Below are 21406 nucleotides of genomic sequence, written 5' to 3'. Positions count from 1 at the left end.
TCAGGCGGTGGGCCGCCGCCCCAGCCACCGCCAGGTGAGCTCCAGGGCGGCCGCGGCGGCGGCCGCCATCGCCACGGCAGCCCAAGGCATGGTCGTCCCGACCAGCCTGAGCTGGAAGAACGTCTGCAGCCAAGGCGTCACGAGGACGACAAGAAAGCCCGCGCCCATCGTCAGCACCAGGCCGATCCGCCACCACGTGTACGGCCGGGCGATGATCGCCAGTACCCAGAGCGCGGTCAGGAACAGCGTCAGCGTCGCCACGCTCGTCTCGGACTGGAGGGCGTGCGGCCCCGAGTAGTGGCTGCGGGCCAGCAGGTACATGGCGAAGGCCGCGGCCCCGGTGATCAGCCCGGAGGGGATCGCGTACCGCATGACGCGCCGTACGAAGTGCGGACGCGCCCGTTCCTTGTTGGGCGCGAGGGCCAGGAAGAAGGCCGGTACGCCGATCGTCAGCGTGGACAGCAGCGTCAGATGGCGCGGCAGATACGGGTACGGGATCTGCCAGCAGGCGACGAGCAGCGCGAGCAGGACCGAGTAGACCGTCTTGGTGAGGAAGAGCGTCGCGACGCGGGTGATGTTGCCGATGACGCGGCGGCCCTCGGCGACGACCGCGGGCAGCGCCGCGAAGCTGTTGTCCAGCAGCACGATCTGGGCGACGGCCCGGGTCGCCTCGGAGCCGGTGCCCATCGCGACGCCGATGTCGGCGTCCTTCAGGGCCAGTACGTCGTTCACGCCGTCACCGGTCATCGCGACGTGGTGGCCGCGCGACTGGAGGGCCGTGACCATGGACCGCTTCTGCCGGGGCGTGACCCGGCCGAAGACCGTACCGTCCTCCAGCGCCCCGGCCAGCTCCTCCGGCCCGTCGGGCAGCCGGCGCGCGTCCACCGGGCTGTCCGCGCCCGGCAGACCCAGTTCGGCGGCGACCGCGCCCACCGAGACCGCGTTGTCGCCGGAGAGCACCTTCGTACGGACCCGCTGCTCGGCGAAGTACCGCAGGGTGTCGGGGGCGTCCGCGCGCAGCCGCTGGGCCAGGACGACGAGCGCGGTGGGCGTGAGGTGCTCGGTCACGGCGGGGTCGGCCGGCTCGCGTTCCGCGCGGGCCAGCAGCAGGACGCGCAGACCACGGGAGTTGAGGTCGTCGGTCTCGGCGAGCGTGCCGTCGCCCTCCGGGAGCAGCACGTCGGGAGCGCCGAGCAGCCAGGTCGAGCTCTCGCCGTCGGGCCCGTTGAGGGACGCGCCGCTGTACTTGCGGGCGGAGGAGAACGGCAACGACTCCGTGCAGCGCCAGCCGTCGTCCGCCGGATACGCGTCGATGACCGCCTGCAGCGAGGCGTTCGGCCGCGGGTCGCACTCGCCGAGCGCGCCGAGCACCTGCCGTACGTACTCCTCGTCCGCGCCGTGCAGCGGCCGCAGCTCGCTGACGTCCATGCCGCCCTCGGTGAGCGTCCCGGTCTTGTCGAGGCAGACCACGTCCACGCGGGCCAGGCCCTCGATGGCGGGCAGTTCCTGGACCAGGCACTGCTTTCGGCCGAGCCGGATGACGCCGATGGCGAAGGCGACCGAGGTGAGCAGCACCAGGCCCTCGGGGATCATCGGGACGATGCCGGCGACCATCCGGCGGACCGCGTCGTCACCCGCCATGTTCAGCGTGAAGAGGTGGCTGAGGACGAGGCCGACGGCCGTCGGGACCATCATCCAGGTGACGTACTTCAGGATCATGCTGATCCCGCTGCGCAGCTCGGAGTCGACGAGGGTGAAGCGGGACGCCTCCTCGGCGAGCTGTGCCGCGTAGGCCGCGCGGCCGACCTTCGTGGCGGTGAAGGCGCCGCCGCCCGCGACCACGAAGCTGCCGGACAGCACCGGGTCGCCCGGCCGCTTCGGTACCGGGTCGGCCTCGCCCGTGAGCAGCGACTCGTCGATCTCCAGCCCGTCCGCCTCGGCCACCTCGCCGTCGACGATCACCTTGTCGCCGGGGCCCAGCTCGATGAGGTCACCGAGGACGACCTCGGAGGAGTGCACCTCGGTGGGCGTGCCGTCCCGGCGTACGGTCGGCCGGGACTCGCCGATGACGGCGAGCCGGTCCAGGGTCCGCTTGGCGCGCAGCTCCTGGATGATGCCGATGCCGGTGTTGGCGACGATGACGAAGCCGAAGAGGCCGTCCTGGATCGGGCCGATGACCAGGATGACCGCGAAGAGGACGCCGATGATGGCGTTGAAGCGGGTGAGGACGTTCGCGCGGACGATGTCGAGGGCGGACCGCGAGGACCGTACGGGAACGTCGTTGATCTCCCCGCGGGCCACCCGCTCCGCGACCTCGGCGGCGGTCAGCCCGCCGTGGGCGCGCGCGGGCGCCGTCGCGGAGTACTCGGCAGGGGACTGTGAGGGCTGAGGGGGCTGCGCCCGTTCCGTCATGCGTCCGACGCTACGGGCCGGACGCCCGGATCACGCGGCTATCGGGCGTCCGGTGTGGCCGCAGCGGCGGTGCGCTTGGCCGCCGCGTCCCGTTTGATGGCCGCGTCGCGCCGGCGGACATACCAGACGCCGAGCAGCCCGAGGAGGCCGCCGGCCAGGCAGGTCCACACCCACCACGTCTGCCCGCGGCCGGCGAACCAGCCGTAGAAGGGGAGCTGCGCCAGGAAGAGGACGAACCAGATGACGGTGCCGCCGGTGATGGTGGCGACGACGGGCCCCTCCAGAGGAGCGGGTGCCTCGCGCAGTTCGGACTTCTTCCACATACGGGCAAGCTTACGGCGGTCGGCCGACCGGCTGTGTGCGGCACCTCCGCGATCCCGTGCGCCCCAGCCGCCACAAGGGTCTACGCGCGGAGATAGCGATCAACGTTTTGTTGTTTCATACTGAACCGTTCCCGATCTGACCGGTTTCTGTCGTCTGATAGAACAAAGTCGATCCGATCGATGTGTGGTCCGACCCCGGGCCGCAGCGCCCCACCAGGCCCGTACACCTGAGGTCCTCACCCATGCCCACCCCGGCCACCCCCCAGGCCGACGCCGATTCCCCGTCCGGCGCCACGCCCGAGCCCAAGAACGGTCTCGACCGGTTCTTCCAGATCTCCGCACGCCACTCCACGGTCTCCCGTGAGCTCCGCGGCGGCCTGGCCACCTTCTTCGCGATGGCCTACATCGTGATCCTGAACCCGATCATCCTGGCCGGCGGTCAGGACATGAATGGGCACCACCTGGACAACGCCCAGCTGGTCACCGCCACCGCGCTGGTCGCGGGCGTGACCACCGTCCTGATGGGCGTCATCGGCAACGTCCCGATCGCGCTCGCCGCCGGCCTGGGCATCAACGCGCTGGTCTCGCTCCAGCTCGCGCCCAAGATGACCTGGCCGGACGCGATGGGCATGGTCGTCTGGGCCGGCATCGTGCTGATGATCCTGGTCGCCTCGGGCCTGCGGCAGCGCGTCATGGACGCCATCCCCAACGGGCTGCGCCGCGCGATCGCCATCGGTATCGGCCTCTTCATCAGCCTGGTCGGCCTGGTCGACTCGGGCTTCGTGAGCCGCAACCCGGACTCGGCGCACACCACCGTGCCGCTCGCCCTGGGCACCGGCGGCCAGCTCCAGGGCTGGCCGGTGCTGGTGTTCGTGCTCGGCCTGGCGCTGATGTTCGTGCTGACGGTCCGGAAGATCAAGGGCGCGATCCTCATCGGGATCGTCGTCATGGCCGTGGTCGCGATCATCATCAACACCATCGCCGACCTGCCGGACAGCGCCTGGGGCCTGGCCGTGCCGAAGATCCCGGACGCGCTGGTCGGCACCCCCGACTTCGGCCTGGTCGGTCAGATCAGCCTCTTCGGCGGCTTCCAGAAGGTCGGCCTGCTGACCGGCTGCCTCTTCGTCTTCACCGTGCTGCTCTCCGGCTTCTTCGACGCGATGGGCACGATCATCGGCGTCGGCGAGGAGAGCGGGCTGGCCGACAAGAACGGCCAGCTGCCGCGCATGGGCCGCATCCTGATGCTGGACGGCATCGGCGTCGCGGGCGGCGGCCTCGGCTCCTGCTCGGCCAACACCTGCTTTGTTGAATCCACCGCGGGCGTCGGCGAGGGCGCCCGTACCGGCCTGGCGAACGTGGTCACCGGCGGGCTCTTCCTGCTCACGCTGGTCTTCACCCCGCTCGCCACGGTCGTGCCGTCGCAGGCCGCCACGCCCGCCCTGCTCGTCGTGGGCTTCCTGATCATGGCGTCCAACGTCCGCGAGATCGACTGGAGCGACTTCACGGTCGCTATCCCGGCGTTCCTGACGATCGTCTCGATGCCGTTCACGTACAGCATCACCACCGGCATCGGCGTCGGCGTCCTGGCCTTCATCCTGCTGCGCGCCGCGACCGGCCGCTTCAAGGAGATCCCCTGGCTGCTGAACGCCGTCGGCCTCTGCTTCCTGGTGTACTTCCTGCTCAACCCGATCGAGCAGGCACTGGGTCTCAAGTAGTCGCAGACCACAAAGGCGGGCCTCCCGCTATATCGGCGGCGCGGCGTAGAACCGCTCCGTCTCCTCGACCGACGTCGCGAAGCGTTCGTCGAAGTCCTCGCGCATGAGCGTCCGGATCACGTAATCCTGGACGCTCATGCCGCGTTTGGCGGCGTGCTGTCCGATGCGCTCCAGAAGCTCACCGTCGATGCGCAGGCTGAGCACTCTCGATCCCATGCGGTCAACGGTCCCCGCAGGAGCGGCTCTGCGGTGTCACTTTCCGCAAACAGCTCACTCATTCGGGTGATGGGTGGCTGATGCAAGAAGACCGGTGACTCTCGACTTTCTTTAGTTAGAGTAATGAGTTACGCTAACAAACATGCCGGAACTGCCCCTCGGTGACGACGCTGCCGCCGTGAACGCGCTGCGGTCCGCCGTCATGCGCCTCTCCCGCCGGATCAAGCATCAGCGGGTCGATGAATCGCTCAGCCCCACCGAGATGTCGGTGCTGGGCACCCTCGCGCGCTGCGGCACCGCCACCCCCGGTGAGCTGGCCCGCAAGGAGCACGTCCAGCCGCCGTCGATGACCCGCATCGTGGCGATGCTCGAAGCCAAGGGACTGGTCCGGCTGGAGCCGCACCCCGACGACCGGCGCCAGAAGGTCGTCACGCAGACCGAGCAGGCGGAGGCGATGCTCGACGAGAGCCGCCGCCGGCGCAACGTCTGGCTGACCGAGCTGGTCTCCGGCCTGGACGAGGACGAGTGGGCCACGCTGCGGGCCGCCGCGCCCGTACTGGAAAAGCTCGCGCACCTGTGAGTTCCCGCGCCCTGTAGTTCCCGTGCCGCCGCCGACTTGAAGCCAAGCCACCGACCGCCGAGGAGGCGAACCCACTTTGAGTACGGGATCCGGAACAGATTCCGCCCCCGCACCTGACCCTCACAACCCCGCCCCGGCCGCCGCCGAGCCGCGCAAGGGCACCTTCAGCTCGCTGCGCATCCGTAACTACCGTCTCTTCGCCACCGGCCAGGTCGTCTCCAACACCGGCACCTGGATGCAGCGGATCGCCCAGGACTGGCTGGTACTGAGCCTCACCGGCTCCTCCGCCGCCGTCGGCATCACCACCGCCCTGCAGTTCCTCCCGATGCTGCTCTTCGGGCTGTACGGCGGCGTCATCGCCGACCGGCTGCCCAAGCGCAAGCTGCTCCTGCTCACCCAGTCCGCGATGGGCCTCACGGGACTCGCCCTCGCGGTCCTCACCCTCACCGGACAGGTCCAGGTCTGGCACGTCTACCTGGTCGCCTTCCTGCTCGGCCTGGTCACGGTCGTCGACAACCCCGCCCGCCAGTCCTTCGTGTCCGAGATGGTCGGCCCCGGCGACATACGGAACGCGGTCAGCCTGAACTCCGCGAACTTCCAGTCGGCCCGGCTGGTCGGCCCCGCCGTCGCAGGCGTGCTGATCACCGCCGTCGGCAGCGGCTGGGCCTTCATGCTCAACGGCCTGTCCTTCATCGCGCCGGTCGTCGGCCTGCTCATGATGCGTACCTCCGAACTGCACCAGGGCAAGGTCGTGCCGCGCGGCAAGGGCCAGCTCCGCGAGGGCCTGCGCTACGTGGCGGGCCGCCCCGACCTGATCTGGCCCATCGTCCTGGTCGGCTTCATCGGCACGTTCGGCTTCAACTTCCCGATCTGGCTGACCGCCTTCGTCGACAAGGTGTACCACTCGGGCGCCGGCACGTATGGCCTGCTCAACACGCTGATGGCGGCCGGTTCACTGGCCGGCGCACTGCTCGCGGCCCGGCGCGGCACGTCCCGCCTCCGCCTCCTCGTGGGCGCCGCCCTCGCCTTCGGCATCCTGGAGATCGCGGCCTCGCTCGCGCCCACCTTCTGGCTGTACGCGGCCCTCCTGGTCCCGATCGGCATGTGCGGCCTGACGATCAACGTCACCGCGAACTCCAGCGTCCAGCTGGCGACCGACCCCGAGATGCGCGGCCGCGTAATGAGCCTGTTCATGATGGTCTTCATGGGCGGCACGCCGCTGGGCGCTCCGCTGGTCGGCTGGATCACGGACGCGTACGGCGCGCGCATCGGCTTCCTGTCGGGCGGAGCGATTTCCGCCTTGGCGGCGGTGGGCGTCGGCCTCTTCCTGGCCCGCTCCGGCGGCCTCCGCCTGAAGATCGACCTCCGCCGCGGTCACCGGCATCTCGAGTTCGTCCCCCGCGAGGGAGCTCGCGCTCGGCGGGACCGGGTCGCTGCCGCGGCCTGAGCGTCGCCGTCTGCGGACGCGTCGTGGCCGGTCGCGCAGTTCCGCGGGGTGCTGTCGATCAGAAGCCGAGATAAGTGATCTGGACGATGTAGACCCGTTCGCGGCGGATGACGATCTGATACCGGAACATTCCCCCAGGGACGGTGAGGTCACCGCCCCTGGGGCTGGCGTCCTGGTGGAGGGTGCCGTCCAGGTACTTCGCTTCGCACATCCGCACCAGCTCGGCGACCTTCTTCTCCACCTCGGAAACGAATTCCGGCGGTGCTGTATGGGATGCCTGCTCAGCGCCGAAGGCGTATTCCCACTTCCAACTCACTGACGTACCTCCGCCAGTGCTTCATCGAGCACGGCGGTCAGTTCTTCAAGAGCCTTCCGGGCGGTGTCGGGGTCCTCGTCCTCGAGGTGGCTGTTGGCGTGGTGGTAGCGGGTGGCGAGGTCGGGGCGGCGGGCGATCTCGATGTCCCGGGCCCAGGTGAGGACCCATGCCCGTACCGGAGTGAGGGATTGCTGTTCGACGGCTTGGGCAAAGGCTTCGTCTTTGCTCGCCGCCATTTCGTCGAGCCGGTCAGGGGCGACGATGGCGAGGGCCTGTCGGAGCGCGTCGGGGGTGTTGGCCGGGCGGGGGATGAGCGGTCCGGCGGGGGGGACGGCGGCGGTGGTCATGAGCGGCCTTCTTCCTGGTGACGGTCAGGCGACGAGGGCTTGAGGTGTGCGCACCACCCCGATCGTGAAGGTCCCGTTGGCGTAGGCGCTGAGCAGCCGTTCGCACAGGGGGCCCATGCTGTGCATGTCGTCGTTCTTGCGCTGCTGGTCAGCGCGGCGCCAGACCTCTTCGTCGATCTCTACGTCGAGTTGCCGGCGGTCGACGCCCGAGCGTATGTAGGGCGGGCAGTCGGCCATGGTGATCTGCTTGCTCGTGTAGGCCATGAGCAGCATTTCGAGGACGCGGGCGGTAGAGAGCCCGATCTGTCCGGCGAGGCCGGCGACCTGTGTGGCCGTCTCGCGGCTTATGCGTGGCTGCTGGCGGGTGCGGGGCGCGGGCGGCATGGCCGTTCCTTCTGCTGGCGTCAGGGCGAGAGTAAGGGAGTTTCCCTTCCCCAGGCAACCTTGTGAAGGAGCCCGGTACGACCGGGCTGTCGTACGCGCCCGCGAGAATGGCGCCATGAGACTCTTCGCAGCGGTCCTGCCGCCACCCGCGGCGATCGACGACCTGGCCGCCGAGGTGGCCCCCGTACGTCGGCTGCCCGGCGCGGAGCGCATGCGCTGGACCGGCCACGACGGCTGGCACTTCACGCTCGCGTTCTACGGCGAGGTCGCCGAGGACCTGCTCCCCGAGCTGTACACCCGGCTGGCCCGCGCGGCCCACCGGCACGCCCCGTTCCCGCTGCGGATCAGCGGCAGCGGCCGGTTCGACCACAAGGTGCTGTGGGCGGGCGCGGCCGGCGGCCGCGAGCCGATGCGGCACCTCGCGGACTCCGCACGGGCCGCGGCGCGCCGGGCCGGCGTCGACACGGGCGAGCACCGCCGCTACACCCCGCACCTGACGCTGGCCCGCCACCGGGGCGACGACCGCGTGGACCTCGCCCCCTTCGTGGACGCGCTCGCGGCGTACGAGAGCGCGGAGTGGCAGGTCGCCGAGCTGGCCCTGGTCCGCAGCAACCTCCCCACCTCCGGCATCCCCGGCGAACAGCCCCGCTACGAGACGGTGGCGACCTGGCCCCTGGGCCGCCGGTCGGACTGAGGAGCGGTACTGGCTGCGGGCCCGTCCGGCCGTCCGGTTACGCTCAAAGGGTGGACCCCAAGACCCGTAACCGGATCATGTCCGGCCTGCTCGCCGTACTGCTGATCGTCGTCATCGTGGCGGCCGCGTTCCAGTGACGCTCGCCCCGGGCAGCCGCCGCGCTCACCAGGCGAACGCCTCGGGGGACGGCCCGGGCCCCGGGAAGATCTCGTCCAGCGACCGCAGCAGCTCCTCCGGCAGCGTCAGCTCCACGGCCCGCAGCGCCGACGCGAGCTGGTCCGTCGTACGCGGCCCGACGATCGGCCCCGTCACGCCGGGCCGCGTGAGCAGCCAGGCCAGGGCGACCTCGCCCGGCTCCAGGTCGTACTTCGCGCACGCGTCCTCGTACGCCTGGATCTGCGCGCGGGTCGTCGGGTCGGCGAGCGCGTCGGCGGCCCGGCCGCTGGTGGTCCGCGCGCCGCCGCCCTCGCGCTCCTTGCGGATTGCGCCACCCAGCAGCCCGCCGTGCAGCGGCGACCACGGGATCACCCCGAGCCCGTAGCTCTCGGCCGCCGGGATGACCTCCATCTCGGCCCGCCGCTCGGCAAGGTTGTACAGACACTGCTCACTGACCAGCCCGTACGAGCCGCGGCGCGCGGCGGTCTCATTGGCCTGCGCGATGTGCCAGCCGGCGTGGTTGGACGACCCGGCATAGAGGATCTTCCCCTGCTGCACGAGCACGTCCATCGCCTGCCAGATCTCATCCCAGGGCGTCGACCGGTCGACGTGGTGGAACTGGTACAGATCGATGTAATCCGTCCCCAGCCGCTTCAGGCTGGCGTCCACGGCCCGCCGGATGTTCACGGCGGACAGCTTGTCGTGGTTGGGCCACACGGTGCCGCCGTCCGGCCCCATGTTCCCGTAGACCTTGGTCGCGAGCACGACCTTGTCGCGCCGGTCCCCGCCCTTGGCGAACCAGGACCCGATGATCTCTTCCGTACGCCCCTTGTTCTCGCCCCAGCCGTACACATTGGCCGTGTCGAAGAAGTTGACGCCCGCGCCCAGCGCGGCGTCCATGATCGTGTGACTGTCGGCCTCGTCGGTCTGCGGCCCGAAGTTCATCGTCCCGAGAACGAGTCGACTGACCTTGAGCCCGGTACGTCCTAGCTGCGTGTACTCCATGCCTCCACAGCCAACGCCTTGGAGTCCACTCGAATCAAGTGAAGAAACGCGGACCAGGAGCCGGGGGAGGCGGTAACACCGGGGCGCGCTATGTCTTTTGAGTCCCGCACATGCACAGCTCGAGGACTCACCGCGACCTCGAGGCACTCACCCTGTTCCGCGCTGTAGCTGCTTTTGTGCCACTTCAGGTCAGTGCTCATGGGCACTCGCCACCTGTTCGATGAACGCGGCCCAGGTACCGGCCGAGACGCTGACCGCAGGACGCGTTATGTCTTTGGAGTCCCGGATGTGGATGGTGGAGGGCGCGATGGCAACCTCGACGCAATCGCCGCCCTGGCTGCCGCTGTAGCTGGACTTGACCCAGTCGACGGCGACCTCGACGCATTCACCCTGCGTGCCGCTGTACGAGCTCTTGAACCACTTCAGGTCGGTGCTCATAGTCCTTGTGCCACCTGTTCGATGAGTTCCGCGGACTCCTCGGGGGTGAGGGCCTGAGCTCGCAGAATGCCATATTTGCTGAACAGGTTGCCGAGATCGGGCTGCTCGCTGACGAAGTAGCCGCCGTTCTGCCCCTCGATGTAGGCGAGCTGACGGTGTACTTCCGTCTCCAACAGGATCATTGGGCCGTCGAGCCCGCCATGTGTCCACCTGTCCGAGGGCATCACTTGGATTTCCACGTGCCGCAGTCGTGCGACGTCGAGCACATGGTGCAGCTGCTCGCGTAGGACGTCGGGCCCGCCCAAGGGGCGGGTGATGGCGATCTGCTCCAGCACAAAGCTGACGACCGGGGCCGGCTTGCGGCGAAAGAGTTTCTGGCGTTCCAGGCGACTCGCTACCCGCCCCTCGATCGTCTCGTCATCAAGGGGTGGGCAGTGGCAGTTGAAGACCGATCGGGCGTACGCCTCGGTCTGCAGGAGCCCCGGCATGAGGTGGTTCGCGTACGTGTGCAGGGCGACCGCCCTGGCTTCTTCCGCGGCGTATTCGTCGAACCATGACGGCATGTGGGTGATCTGCAATTCGCCCGCTACCGCGAGCAGTGCACCTTGTGCACCCAATGTTTCCTCCGCGAGCGGGACGAATTGGCCTTTGGGTGGGCGCTCGCCGCGTTCCACCATGGCCACCTGGGACTTGGAAAAGCCCAGGTGCCGGGCGAGCGCCTCCTGTGACAGGCCGGCTCGCTCCCGGTAGAAGCGCAATAACGTCCCGAACATCTTCGAGTTACTGGAGCCGTGTTCACATGAGTGCACGGCAACCTCCCTGAGTGCACAGCACTGCACCATCCACGCGTGGCACTGGTCACAGTGAACTCACGGGCGGAAGGGTTCGGGTCATGAACCTGCGAATCTCACCCGATCTCGTACCGGCCTGGGTGCCCGCCTCAGGGCATGCGCTCCGGTCCGTCGGTGTGCACTTCGACGCCGTCCGGATCGCCGACTTCACCGGGGAACAAGTCGCGTACGAAATCATGGCGTTCACCGACTTCCGGGCCGGGCCCATCGTGCGTACGGCGACCGGCGGGCGGTACTCGTACTTTCTGTTGCCGCCGAAGAGCGCCGCGGCGTACCGATGGCCCGTCGGGGTGCGCGATCTTGGGAGGGGTGGCCGGGAGGCCGCATTCGTCGGGGTGCCCGCGTTGTACGGGAACACCTGGCCCCTCTCGTGGCGCTCGCTGCCGTGCGCCGAAGCACCCTTCGTGGAGCCGTGGTTGCTGCACGACGTGATCGTCCGCCTTGACCTCAAGGGAGCTTGAGGTCATAGCGTCGGTCACGTCGCCGAGCAAGCGCTCCGGCACTGATCAGGAGGGACATCCCCATGCCCGCCATTCCCGGCCGTTACCGCCACGCCGTGGTCCCCCACCTCATGATCGACGGCGCCGCCGAGGCCATGGCCTTCTACGCGACCGCGTTCGGGGCCGAGGAGATCATGCGCATCGCTCGCCCCGACGGGCGGATCCTGCACGCCGAGATCCGGATTCAGGATTCGGTGCTCATGGTCGGCGACGGGGACGGTGCGTTCCGCACTCCGCGGGAAGCGGGCGGCACGACGGTGGGTCTGCACGTGTATGTCGATGATGTCGACACGTTGTACCGCCGGGCCGTCGCCGCCGGGGCGGAGTCGCTCCAGCCGCCCACCGACATGTTCTACGGCGACCGGACCGTCATGCTGAAGGACCCCTTCGGACATGTCTGGGTCTTCCTGACCCAGGTCGAGGAGCTCTCGCCGGAGGAGGTCGCCCAGCGGGGCAACGACCTGCTCCAGGGGCTCCAGTAACCCCAAGGACCCCAGGGACAGCCGCCGGACACGGCTCGGCTCAGGGAGCCGGTTCGTACGGGCCGCCCACGTCCCACGCCTGGTGCATCGCGTCGGCGAAGGCGGCGGCGAGCAGGTGCTCGCCCGACGGCGACGGATGCGTGCCGTCGTATGTGTCGCGGTCCAGGGAGTAGTCGTACGGGGGCGACGCGAGGAGCAGGGGCGACGCCGGGGTGGAGAGGTCGGCGACCGTTTTCGCGAGGAGTTCGTTGAAGCGGTCGCACTGGGCGGCGAAGTCGGGGTCCCCGGCCGCCCGGACGTTGGGGATGACGGGCAGCAGTACGGCGCGTACGTGGGGCCGCGCGGCGCGGGCCTCCTCAAGGAAGCGGCGGGCGTTCTCCGCGGTCTGGTCCGCGTCCGTGTAGAAGCCGAGGTCTATGAGGCCGAGCGAGACGAGGAGCGTGTCGGCCTTGTGCGCGCGGACGGCCTCGCCGATGAGCGGGGCCATGTGCAGCCAGCCCTCGCCCCAGCCGGCGAGATGGCGGCGGGCGCGCTCGGGGAAGGCCGAGTCGCCGTAGTCGTACGAGACGGGCGCGGCCGCGGCGATGTCGTACAGCGTGTCGCGCGGGCCGACGATGCGGTACGGGCCGCCGTATGTGCTGTTGAGGTGCTGCCACATGCGGTAACGCCAGGTGTAATCGCCGGCGGAGCCGATAGTCATGGAGTCGCCGACGAACATGATCCGCATCCGGCCATTTTCGCTGATCGCGGGCCCGGCCGGTACGTGACGCTGCCCACGCGCCGCCGCGAATCGTCCCGCTGATGGGAAGCTGGGGGCATGCGTTCGCTTCTGTGTGCGGCCGGTGCCGCGGGGGTCCTGCTGGTCGCGTCGGCCGCCACTGCCGTGGCCGCGCCCGCCGCCGACCCGGAACCGTTCACGATCAAGGACCAGCGGATCACCGAATCCAGCGGGCTGGCCGCGAGCCGCGCCCACCCGGGCATCTACTGGACCCACAACGACAGCGATGACGGCCCGTACATCTACGCCGTGGATTCCCGGAGTGGGCGGACGGTTGCCACTGTCACGATGCGGGGGGTCGGCGATCCGCGCGACGTCGAGGCGATATCGGTCGGGCCGGACGGCGACCTGTACGTCGGCGACATCGGGGACAACCTCGACGGGTCCTGGGACCACGTCTGGATCTACCGGTTCCCGGAGCCGAAGGAGCTGCGCGACCGGACCGTGACGGCCACTCAGTACGACGTGAAGTACGCGGACGGGCCGCGGAACGCCGAGGCGATGATGGTCCATCCGAAGACCGGGCGGGTGTACGTCGTCTCGAAGAAGGAGGACAGGGGAGCCGCGCTGTACGCCGGTCCCGAGCGGCTGAGCACGTCGGGCCCGAATGTCTTCCGGCGGGTCTCGGGAATCGACATGTGGGTCACCGACGGCGCGTTCTCGCCGGACGGCACGCGGCTGATGCTGCGCAGTTACTTCGGCGGGCGCATGTACCGCTGGGAGGACGGCCGCCCGAAGGACGACATCGGGAGCGTGGGCGTACCGATCCAGGGGCAGGGCGAGTCGGTCACGTTCACGCCGGACGGGCGGACGCTGATGTTCGGGTCGGAGGGCGCGGACAGCCGGGTCGAGCCGGTCGGACTGAGCGGGAGACAACTCCCGGAGTCGACGTCCGGGGACGGCTCCGCGACTCCGGGAGGCGGTGACAAGAACGGCTCGGAGGGCCCAGGCGACTCCTCCGACTCCTCGGACTCCTCGGACTCCTCGGAGAAGAGCAATCCGGCCGTCACCGGCATCCTCGTCATCGGCGTGGCCATCGCAGCCATTCTGGCAATCCGCCGCCGCGGCCGCCGCTGACGCTGCGTGACCTTGTCACCGTGCGTAGCGTTGTACCGCGCGACTGCCGCGGTCCGTGGCGGTGGGGAGGAGCGCACGATGACCATCACAGAGTCCGACTGCAGGATCGAGATCGAGATGGCCGACATCGACGAGTGCCGCCTGGACGAGATGTTCGAGCGGCTGGAGCGGATGCCTGTCCCCGAGGGCTACAAGGTCGAGATCGTCGAGGGCACCGTCTACATGTCGCCGCAGCGGGACAACCACTGGGACATCATTCTGGAGATCGTCGACCAGCTTCGCGCCAAGTATCCGAAGAAGCAGATCAAGTCCGACGTGCGTATCGACTACCCGGGCGGGCTGAACGGTCTCTGCTCCGATGTCACAGCCCTCAAAGACGGTGCCGTGAAGACCGACAAGGGCCGCTGGCGCTGTGAGGACGTCGAGTTCGTCGCGGAAGTGATCTCCAAGGACACCGCGCGGAACGACTACGGTCCCAAGCTCGCCGCCTACGCGACGGCGGGGGTGCCCGTGTACCTCGTCGTCGACCCGTACGTCGGCAAGTGCCACCTCTACACGCTCCCCAAGGAAGGCGAGTACACCAACGACCTCGCCGTCACCTTCGGCATGCCGGTCGACCTGACCACGACCGTCGTCGGACTGGAGATCACGACCGATGAATTCGCGCGGGGATGACGTGCGTTCCCGGCACGGCCAGGGGCCCCGGCGATTACCTCGCCGGGGCCCCTGGCCGTGTTGCGTGCTGCTGTTTGATCAGAGCTTGTCGATCACGTAGTCGACGCAGTTCGTCAGTGCCTCGACGTCCGCCGGGTCGATCGCCGGGAACATCGCGATGCGGAGCTGGTTGCGGCCGAGCTTGCGGTACGGCTCGGTGTCGACGATGCCGTTGGCGCGCAGGACCTTGGCCACGGCCGCGGCGTCCACGTCCTCGTTGAAGTCGATCGTGCCGATGACCTGCGAGCGCTTCGCCGGGTCGGTGACGAACGGGGTGGCGTACTTGGAGTCCTCGGCCCAGCCGTACAGCGTGCGCGAGGAGGTCGCGGTGCGGCGGACCGCCCAGTCCAGGCCGCCCTGGCCGTTGATCCAGTCGAGCTGCTCGTTGAGCAGGAAGAGCGTGGAGAGGGCCGGGGTGTTGTACGTCTGGTTCTTGAGCGAGTTGTCGATCGCCGTCGGGAGCGAGAAGAACTCCGGGACGTGGCGGCCGGAGGCGTGCACCGCGCGGGCGCGCTCCAGGGCCGCGGGGGAGAAGACGCCGATCCACAGGCCGCCGTCGGAGGCGAAGGACTTCTGCGGGGCGAAGTAGTAGACGTCCGTCTCGGCGATGTCGACCGGGAGGCCGCCGGCGCCGGAGGTGGCGTCGACCAGCACGAGGGAGCCCTCGTCGGCGCCCGCGACGCGCTTGATCGGCGCGGCGACACCGGTGGAGGTCTCGTTGTGCGTGAGGGCGTAGACGTCCACGCCCTCCTCGGCCTGCGGCTCCGGGTGCGTACCGGGGTCCGAGGAGATGACGGTGGGCTCCTCCAGCCACGGCGCGAGCTTCGCGGCCTTGGCGAACTTCGAGGAGAACTCGCCGAAGGAGAGGTGCTGGGACTTGCGCTCGATCAGGCCGTGCGTCGCGATGTCCCAGAAGGCGGTCGAGCCGCCGTTGCCCAGGACGACCTCGTAGCCCTCGGGGAGCTGGAAGAGGTCGCGAACGCCCTCGCGCACCTTGCCGACCAGGTTCTTGACCGGGGCCTGGCGGTGGGAGGTGCCGAGGAGGGACGTGCCGGTGGCGGCCAGCGCCTCGAGCGCCTCCGTGCGCACCTTGGAGGGGCCAGCGCCGAAACGTCCGTCGGCGGGCTTGATGTCAGCGGGAATCTGGATCTCAGCCACGTACGAAGCCTAATCCGTCGGACCGCCGGGATCTGACCGGAGTCCAGCCGTTGAGACGCATGTGTCCGGGATGGACGCGCTTCAAAGGTCATCTCCCGGCGCTCGGCGGGGCAGGCTGGGGGCATGGCTGAGCGTGCGCAGAAGGATGCAGAGGCGGGGACGGCGGACCGGGAGCTGGCGCGGGCCCTGAGCGCGGCCGTGCGCGGTGAGGTGTCGGTCACCGCCGCCGACCGGGCGCTGATGACCATGGACGCGTCGAACTACCGGCGGGTGCCGCGGGCGGTCGTCGCGCCCCGGGACGACGCGGATGTCGCGGCCGCGCTGCGGGTCTGCCGGGAGCACGGCGTGCCCGTGGTGCCGCGCGGCGGCGGTACGTCCATCGCGGGGCAGGCCACCGGCACGGGCGTGGTGCTGGACTTCACTCGCCATATGCGACGGATCGTGTCGCTGGACCCGGAGGCGCGGACGGCCGTGGTCCAGCCCGGCGTGATCTGCGACGAGCTGCGCACCGCGGCCGCCGCGCACGGCCTGACCTTCGGCCCCGACCCCTCCACGCACAGCCGCTGCACGATCGGCGGCATGATCGGCAACAACTCCTGCGGCTCGCACTCGGTGGCCTGGGGGACGACGGCGGACAACGTGAGCGCGCTGGACGTGCTGACGTACGGAGGCGAGCGCGTCCGCGCCGGGCAGGGGCTCGACGGCGTGCCGGGCGCCCTCGCGGACGGCGTGCGCGCCCTGGTCGACGGGGACCTCGCGCTGCTGCGCACCGGTTTCCCCGAGCTGCCGCGCCGGATCTCCGGGTACGCGCTGGACTCGCTGCTCCCGGAGAACGGCGTCGATCTCGCCCGGGCGCTCACCGGGAGCGAGGGCACGCTCGGCGTGCTGACCGAGGCGACGGTGAAGCTGGTCGAGGCGCCGGCCGCCCGGGTCCTCGCCGTACTGGGATACCCGGACGAGAGCGCCGCCGCCGAGGCCGCGCACACCCTGCTGCCGTACGGGCCGCTGACCGTGGAGGGCATGGCGTCCGACCTGGTGCCCGACCCGGGTGGGCTGCCGAAGGGCGGCGCGTGGCTCTTCGTGGAGATGGCCGGGGGCTCGCCGGAGGAGGCGCGGGCCCGCGCCGAGGAGCTGTGCCGGGCGGCGGCCTCGGGGACGACGGACCACCTGCTCGTGTCGGAACCGGCGGGGCAGCGCGCCCTGTGGCGGGTGCGGGAGGACGCGTCCGGGACGGCGACCCGGATGCCCGACGGGAGCGAGGCGTGGCCCGGCTGGGAGGACTGCGCCGTGCCGCCGGCGCGGCTCGGCGGTTACCTGCGCGACTTCCGGGGGCTGCTCGGACAGCATGGCCTGCGCGGCACCCCGTACGGTCACTTCGGGGACGGCTGCATCCACGTACGCATCGACTTCGACCTGCTCACCGAGCCGGGCATCCGGCGCTTCCGGGACTTCTCGCACGACCTGGCGGATCTGGTCGTCGCGCACGGCGGGTCGCTGTCCGGCGAGCACGGCGACGGACAGGCGCGGGCCGAGCTGCTGCCGAAGATGTACGGGCCGGAACTCACCGGTCTCTTCGGGCGTTTCAAGGATGTGTGGGACCCGGCGGGCGGGCTCAACCCCGGCATGCTCGTCCGTCCGCACCGCATGGACGAGAACCTCCGCTTCGCCGTGCTGCCGAAGAAGCCGGTCGACGTGGAGTTCGGCTATCCGCACGACAAGGGGGACTTCTCCGCCGCTGTCCGGCGCTGCGTCGGCGTCGCCAAGTGCCGCAACACCTCCGTCTCCGGCGCGGGCGTGATGTGCCCCTCCTTCCGCGCGACCGGCGAGGAGCAGCACTCCACCCGCGGCCGCGCCCGGCTGCTGCACGAGATGCTCGCCGGTGACATCGTCACGGACGGCTGGCGGTCGACAGAGGTGCGCGACGCGCTGGACCTGTGCCTGTCCTGCAAAGGCTGCCGCAGCGACTGTCCGGTGGGCGTGGACATGGCGACGTACAAGGCCGAGTTCCTGCACCACCACTACGAAGGGCGGCTGCGGCCCGCCGCGCACTACGCGATGGGGCGGCTGCCGCTGTGGCTGCGGGCCGCCGAGATCTCCCGGCTGGCCCCCGTGATCAACGCGGCGGCCCGGGTCGGGCCGGTCGCATCGCTGGCCAAACGGGCGGGCGGCATCGCGGCGGAGCGCACGATCCCCGCGATCGCGCCGGAGCCGTTCACCCGCTGGCTGGACCGCCACTCGCGGGCGCGGCACGGCGAAGGTACGCACATCTTCTCCAGCGATCAGGTCGCCTTTCTCTGGCCGGACACCTTCACCAACCACCTCGCGCCGTCCGTCGGACAGGCCGCCGTCAAGGTCCTGGAGGCCGCCGGCAAGGAGGTACTGCTGCCGGGCAGTGGCGGCAAGAAGGCCCTTTGCTGCGGCCTGACCTACGTCTCCACCGGCCAGCTCGACCAGGCCCGCAAGGTCATGCGGCGCACCCTGGACCGCGTCGAGCCGACGCTCGGCTCGCCGGTCGTCGTCCTGGAGCCGAGTTGCGCCGCAACCCTCCGCACCGACCTCCCCGAGCTGCTCCCCGACGACCACCGCGCCGCCGAGCTGGCCGGCTCCGTCCGCACCTTCGCGCAGTACCTGGAGGAGTACGCGCCGGACTGGCGGCCGCCGCGCGTCGACCGCCCGGTGGCCGGGCAGACCCACTGCCACCAGCACGCCGTGCTCGGCGACGCGGCGGAGCGCCGGCTGCGCGAGCGCGCCGGGCTGACCGGCGAGCTGAGCGGTGGCTGCTGCGGCCTCGCGGGCAATTTCGGCTTCGAGCGCGGGCATTACGACGTGTCCGTGGCCTGCGCGGAGGAGCAGCTGCTGCCGGCCGTACGGGACGCGGCCCCGGACGCGGAGATCGTCGCCGACGGCTTCTCCTGCCGCACCCAGCTCGCGCAGCTGGGCGAGCGGCCCGGGCGCCACCTGGCGGAGGTACTGGCGGAGCGCCTCTGACGGCGGCGGCCGGAAATCTCTGTCAGTACCTAAAGACGCTGAAGCGCATTTCACCAACCGGGGCGGCGGCCCTTAGCTTGGGGTGTGTGAACCACTCGTCTCCCCAGTCCGGCCCGCAGGCCGATCCTCGCTCCAGCTCCGCCGCCGGTCTCCCGGACGCCCGTGAGCCCGCGCAGCTCGCGGCGTCCGACGCGGGCGCGGTGCCGGTCCCGGTACCGCCCTCGGACGAGGTACGGCAGGCCGAGCGGGCCGGCGGCTCCCGCGCGCGCATGGTCTCCGTCGGGCTGGTCATCGGCGGCATCATTTCGCTGCAGTTCGGCTCGTCGGTGGCGGTACTGCTGTTCGACCGTGCCAGCGCGCTCGGCGTGGTCACCCTGCGCCTCGTCGTCGCGGCGCTGGTCCTGCTCGTGGCCTGCCGCCCGAAGCTGCGCGGCTACTCGCGCGGCGACTGGGCCACCGTCGTCGGCTTCGGCATCGCGCTGGCCGGCATGAACTCGCTCTTCTACCAGGCCATCGACCGCATCCCGCTGGGCGCCGCGGTCACCCTGGAGTTCCTCGGCCCGCTGGTGCTGTCGATCGTGACCTCGCGGCGCGCGCTGAGCCTGGTGTGGGCGGCGCTCGCGCTGGGCGGCGTCGCGCTGCTGGGCCGCGAGGGCTTCGACGGGCTGAACGCGGCCGGCGCCGGCTTCGCCCTGGCGGCCGGTGCGCTGTGGGCCGCGTACATCCTGCTCTCCGCCCGCGCGGGACAGCGCTTCCCGCAGGCGGACGGGCTGGCGCTGGCGATGACCGTCGCGGCCGTCCTCAGCCTGCCGCTGGGTGTCGCGTCCGCCGGTTCGGCGCTGATCGACCCCGTGACGCTCGGCCTCGGCGCGGCCGTCGCGCTGATGTCCTCGGTGCTGCCGTACACCCTGGAGCTGCTGGCCCTGCGCAGGCTCCCGGCGTCCGGGTTCGCCGTGATGATGAGCCTGGAGCCGGCCGCGGCGGCGACGGCGGGCTTCCTGGTCCTGCACCAGGCGCTCGGCTGGGCGGAGATCGCCGCCATCGCCATGGTCGTCCTCGCGAGCGTCGGCGCGGTCCGCTCGGCGGGCTCCCACCACTGACCCTGCCCTGCCGCCCCCTGCCGCCGTTGGTGTGAGCGGCCGGGGGCGGATGGATGAAGTACTCCGGGGACACGTGTGGCACCCGGCCGTCACCGGTCATGAACGTTCTCACGAGCCGCGGATCAGTCCGGACGGAAACGGTCCGGGACAGCCATGCTCCGCGACGCGTGCCAGTACGGACGACGACGGAGGGGTCACGCGGTATGGCGGGGATCGGGCGCAGGGAACTTCTGAGGTTCGGAGGCGCCGCGGTCCTCGGCGGCCCGGTGCTGCTCACCGACCGGGCCGAAGCGGCCCCGCGGCCACCCGGCCCGGGCGGCCGTCCGGTCCCCGGCGTCCGCCCGGCGCCCGCCGACGTCGTCATGCCCGACATCGACATGCCCGGGGCCGCCCCGGACGTGGGCGGCATGATCGACCTGTCCGGACCGGCCACCGTGCTGCTGCAGAAAAAGCGCCTCACGCACCACTCCGTCCTGCAGTCCTTCGCGTTCGACGAGGCGGCCGGGTACATCTACGCCCTCCAGGTCGTCCAGGGCGGCGTCCGCCTCAAGGGCGAGTCACGGAAGTACACCCACGCGCAGCGGGTCACCCGCGGCGACCTGTGCCTGAACCGCCTCACCATGTCCGGGAAGCTCAAGGACCGGATGTTCCTCACCGGCTTCGGGCACGGCGGCTCCCTCGGCGTGCAGCAGCGGCCCGGCAAGGGACCGCTGCTCTGGACGGAGTGGGACGTCAACCCCGCCTCCGGCTACGGCCGCGGCATCGCGCGCTTCCCCTACACCCCGAACCGGGTGCTGCGGGCCGCCGACCGCTCACTGCTCACGTACCGGCCGCAGCCCGGCACCACGAAGAACCAGCCGGCGATCGACATGACCACTCGCCGCCTGCTGCTCCGCTACCGCCGCAGGACCGGCGTCTACCGTTACGCGCTCTACGACCTGGACGACTTCGGCGCGGGCACCCCGAAGCCGCTCGCCGACGTCGCGCAGCCGCTCCTGCGCAAGGGCGTCTTCCACCAGGGTCTGGCCCTGTCGGGGAACTACGCGTACCAGCTCACCGGCAGCCCGTACGGCCCCGGCAACCCGGCCTCCGGGCCCGGCAACGCCCGCCTGACCTGCATCGACCTGCGCACCGGCGCGATCGTGCAGGAGGTCCGTACGAGGGCGGGACAGAAGCTGCACCCGCGCGAGCCGGAGGGCCTGGCCGTGCTGCACCGCGGCGGCGAACGGCTGGTCGCGGGCTTCACCTCGGGAAAGGTCAACCGCCGCCGCTTCTCGCTGTACGCGCACGGCGGCTGAGCCGGTACGGACAACAGGAGCCAACCGCTACTGCGACTTCGCGTACTCCTGGGCCATGACGCCCGCGAAGTCGTACACCACGGCCGTTTCGTCTCCCACGACCCAGGCGTCGTGCCCGGGAGAGACCACGAAGACATCGCCGGGACCGGCTTCGCCCTCCGTGCCGTCGTCCATGCGGACGTGCAACCGTCCCTGTACGACATAGCCGTTGTGCGGCACCTCGCAGCTCCTGGTCCCCGCGAGCGGGGCCACGGACTCGGACCAGCGCCAGCCCGGTTCAAAGGTCGCCTTGGCGAAGTCCAGCCCGGACAGGTGGACGCTGTCGAGGTGGCCGCGGGGAAAATCGCGCCGCTCCTCCGGCTCGTCGATCGTCTTGACCTCGAGGATCGTCTTTTCCTTGAGCATGATGGATTCCTTCGTAATCGGA

General features: G+C 70.4%; 24 protein-coding genes. 11 read left to right on the top strand and 13 right to left on the bottom strand.

What is annotated here, in order from left to right:
* Together IF04_RS0111750 and IF04_RS0111745 are read right to left on the bottom strand one after the other, a co-directional pair.
* A complete protein-coding gene (locus IF04_RS0111750; RefSeq protein WP_030254477.1) occupies positions 1 to 2412 on the bottom strand; it encodes an HAD-IC family P-type ATPase in 2412 nt (803 codons plus the stop codon).
* A 38-nt stretch (positions 2413 to 2450) separates the two neighbouring features.
* Positions 2451 to 2735, bottom strand: a complete 285-nt coding sequence (locus IF04_RS0111745; RefSeq protein WP_030254474.1) for a DUF2530 domain-containing protein — start codon at positions 2733 to 2735, stop codon at positions 2451 to 2453.
* Between the two features lie 242 nt (positions 2736 to 2977).
* Between IF04_RS0111745 and IF04_RS0111740 the strand changes: the two genes are divergently transcribed.
* A complete protein-coding gene (locus tag IF04_RS0111740) occupies positions 2978 to 4450 on the top strand; it encodes an NCS2 family permease (protein ID WP_030254471.1) in 1473 nt (490 codons plus the stop codon).
* Between the two features lie 27 nt (positions 4451 to 4477).
* Here IF04_RS0111740 and IF04_RS37295 read toward each other — a convergent pair whose 3' ends face one another.
* On the bottom strand, positions 4478 to 4666 hold the full coding sequence (locus IF04_RS37295; protein ID WP_030254468.1) for a hypothetical protein: 189 nt from the start codon (positions 4664 to 4666) through the stop codon (positions 4478 to 4480).
* Positions 4667 to 4808: 142 nt separating this feature from the next.
* Here IF04_RS37295 and IF04_RS0111730 point away from each other — a divergent pair, with 142 nt between their 5' ends.
* Both IF04_RS0111730 and IF04_RS0111725 read left to right on the top strand, forming a co-directional pair.
* The gene (locus tag IF04_RS0111730; RefSeq protein WP_030254464.1) at positions 4809 to 5246 is read left to right on the top strand and encodes a MarR family winged helix-turn-helix transcriptional regulator; all 438 of its coding nucleotides are present in this window, start codon (positions 4809 to 4811) and stop codon (positions 5244 to 5246) included.
* Positions 5247 to 5322: 76 nt separating this feature from the next.
* A complete protein-coding gene (locus tag IF04_RS0111725; protein WP_030254461.1) occupies positions 5323 to 6693 on the top strand; it encodes an MFS transporter in 1371 nt (456 codons plus the stop codon).
* Between the two features lie 58 nt (positions 6694 to 6751).
* Here IF04_RS0111725 and IF04_RS0111720 read toward each other — a convergent pair whose 3' ends face one another.
* The 3 genes from IF04_RS0111720 to IF04_RS0111710 are packed head-to-tail and all read right to left on the bottom strand — an operon-like array spanning position 6752 to position 7740.
* Positions 6752 to 7009, bottom strand: coding sequence for a hypothetical protein (locus IF04_RS0111720; RefSeq protein WP_030254458.1), 258 nt, complete (start codon positions 7007 to 7009; stop codon positions 6752 to 6754).
* On the bottom strand, positions 7006 to 7356 hold the full coding sequence (locus IF04_RS0111715; RefSeq protein ID WP_030254456.1) for a hypothetical protein: 351 nt from the start codon (positions 7354 to 7356) through the stop codon (positions 7006 to 7008). Before IF04_RS0111715 ends, IF04_RS0111720 begins: the two co-directional genes overlap by 4 nt.
* Positions 7357 to 7380: 24 nt before the next feature.
* Positions 7381 to 7740 (bottom strand): hypothetical protein, encoded by a 360-nt coding sequence (locus IF04_RS0111710; protein WP_030254453.1) that lies wholly within the window; start codon positions 7738 to 7740, stop codon positions 7381 to 7383.
* Between the two features lie 115 nt (positions 7741 to 7855).
* Here IF04_RS0111710 and thpR point away from each other — a divergent pair, with 115 nt between their 5' ends.
* Positions 7856 to 8434, top strand: coding sequence for an RNA 2',3'-cyclic phosphodiesterase (gene thpR, locus IF04_RS0111705; protein WP_030254450.1), 579 nt, complete (start codon positions 7856 to 7858; stop codon positions 8432 to 8434).
* Positions 8435 to 8596: 162 nt separating this feature from the next.
* On the opposite strand, the gene IF04_RS0111695 is transcribed toward thpR, so the two are convergent.
* From IF04_RS0111695 to IF04_RS0111685, 4 genes are read right to left on the bottom strand one after another with little or no spacing between them, the layout of a single operon-like run.
* Complete coding sequence (locus IF04_RS0111695; protein ID WP_030254447.1) at positions 8597 to 9595, bottom strand: aldo/keto reductase; 999 nt, start codon at positions 9593 to 9595, stop codon at positions 8597 to 8599.
* Positions 9577 to 9795, bottom strand: a complete 219-nt coding sequence (locus tag IF04_RS37290; RefSeq protein WP_078600183.1) for a DUF397 domain-containing protein — start codon at positions 9793 to 9795, stop codon at positions 9577 to 9579. The genes IF04_RS0111695 and IF04_RS37290 overlap by 19 nt, the downstream gene beginning before the upstream one ends.
* Positions 9785 to 10033 carry a DUF397 domain-containing protein gene (locus IF04_RS0111690; RefSeq protein WP_030254444.1) on the bottom strand — a complete coding sequence of 83 codons (249 nt, stop codon included), beginning with the start codon at positions 10031 to 10033 and terminating at the stop codon, positions 9785 to 9787. The genes IF04_RS37290 and IF04_RS0111690 overlap by 11 nt, the downstream gene beginning before the upstream one ends.
* Entirely contained in the window at positions 10030 to 10806 is a 777-nt protein-coding gene (locus tag IF04_RS0111685; RefSeq protein WP_037959127.1) for a helix-turn-helix domain-containing protein, read from the bottom strand. The genes IF04_RS0111690 and IF04_RS0111685 overlap by 4 nt, the downstream gene beginning before the upstream one ends.
* A gap of 119 nt (positions 10807 to 10925) precedes the next feature.
* Here IF04_RS0111685 and IF04_RS0111680 point away from each other — a divergent pair, with 119 nt between their 5' ends.
* Both IF04_RS0111680 and IF04_RS0111675 read left to right on the top strand, forming a co-directional pair.
* Positions 10926 to 11345, top strand: coding sequence for a hypothetical protein (locus tag IF04_RS0111680; RefSeq protein ID WP_030254437.1), 420 nt, complete (start codon positions 10926 to 10928; stop codon positions 11343 to 11345).
* A gap of 62 nt (positions 11346 to 11407) precedes the next feature.
* Positions 11408 to 11866: a VOC family protein gene (locus IF04_RS0111675; RefSeq protein WP_030254434.1), complete on the top strand. Its 459-nt coding sequence runs from the start codon at positions 11408 to 11410 to the stop codon at positions 11864 to 11866.
* 40 nt (positions 11867 to 11906) lie between these two features.
* Here the strand turns inward: IF04_RS0111675 and IF04_RS0111670 are convergent, their stop codons facing one another.
* Complete coding sequence (locus IF04_RS0111670) at positions 11907 to 12593, bottom strand: GDSL-type esterase/lipase family protein (protein ID WP_030254431.1); 687 nt, start codon at positions 12591 to 12593, stop codon at positions 11907 to 11909.
* Positions 12594 to 12683: 90 nt separating this feature from the next.
* Between IF04_RS0111670 and IF04_RS0111665 the strand changes: the two genes are divergently transcribed.
* The gene (locus tag IF04_RS0111665) at positions 12684 to 13721 is read left to right on the top strand and encodes a hypothetical protein (protein ID WP_030254429.1); all 1038 of its coding nucleotides are present in this window, start codon (positions 12684 to 12686) and stop codon (positions 13719 to 13721) included.
* 78 nt (positions 13722 to 13799) lie between these two features.
* Complete coding sequence (locus tag IF04_RS0111660; protein ID WP_030254426.1) at positions 13800 to 14396, top strand: Uma2 family endonuclease; 597 nt, start codon at positions 13800 to 13802, stop codon at positions 14394 to 14396.
* Positions 14397 to 14474: 78 nt separating this feature from the next.
* Here IF04_RS0111660 and serC read toward each other — a convergent pair whose 3' ends face one another.
* Positions 14475 to 15593, bottom strand: a complete 1119-nt coding sequence (serC, locus tag IF04_RS0111655; RefSeq protein WP_030254424.1) for a phosphoserine transaminase — start codon at positions 15591 to 15593, stop codon at positions 14475 to 14477.
* 123 nt (positions 15594 to 15716) lie between these two features.
* Between serC and IF04_RS0111650 the strand changes: the two genes are divergently transcribed.
* The 3 genes from IF04_RS0111650 (at position 15717) to IF04_RS0111640 (ending at position 20979) form a co-directional block, all read left to right on the top strand.
* Positions 15717 to 18581 carry an FAD-binding and (Fe-S)-binding domain-containing protein gene (locus tag IF04_RS0111650; RefSeq protein ID WP_030254421.1) on the top strand — a complete coding sequence of 955 codons (2865 nt, stop codon included), beginning with the start codon at positions 15717 to 15719 and terminating at the stop codon, positions 18579 to 18581.
* Positions 18582 to 18850: 269 nt separating this feature from the next.
* On the top strand, positions 18851 to 19681 hold the full coding sequence (locus IF04_RS0111645) for an EamA family transporter (RefSeq protein ID WP_037959196.1): 831 nt from the start codon (positions 18851 to 18853) through the stop codon (positions 19679 to 19681).
* Positions 19682 to 19884: 203 nt separating this feature from the next.
* Positions 19885 to 20979 (top strand): phage baseplate protein, encoded by a 1095-nt coding sequence (locus tag IF04_RS0111640; protein WP_051831127.1) that lies wholly within the window; start codon positions 19885 to 19887, stop codon positions 20977 to 20979.
* 27 nt (positions 20980 to 21006) lie between these two features.
* Here the strand turns inward: IF04_RS0111640 and IF04_RS0111635 are convergent, their stop codons facing one another.
* Positions 21007 to 21366, bottom strand: a complete 360-nt coding sequence (locus IF04_RS0111635; protein WP_030254417.1) for a cupin domain-containing protein — start codon at positions 21364 to 21366, stop codon at positions 21007 to 21009.
* Positions 21367 to 21406: the final 40 nt, after the last annotated feature.

It is taken from the genome of Streptomyces violens (genome assembly GCF_000717745.1).
In the GTDB taxonomy this organism is placed as follows: Bacteria; Actinomycetota; Actinomycetes; order Streptomycetales; family Streptomycetaceae; genus Streptomyces; species Streptomyces violens.
Note: the sequence above shows the minus strand (reverse complement) of the source record. Positions and strands in the feature narration are given on the sequence as shown.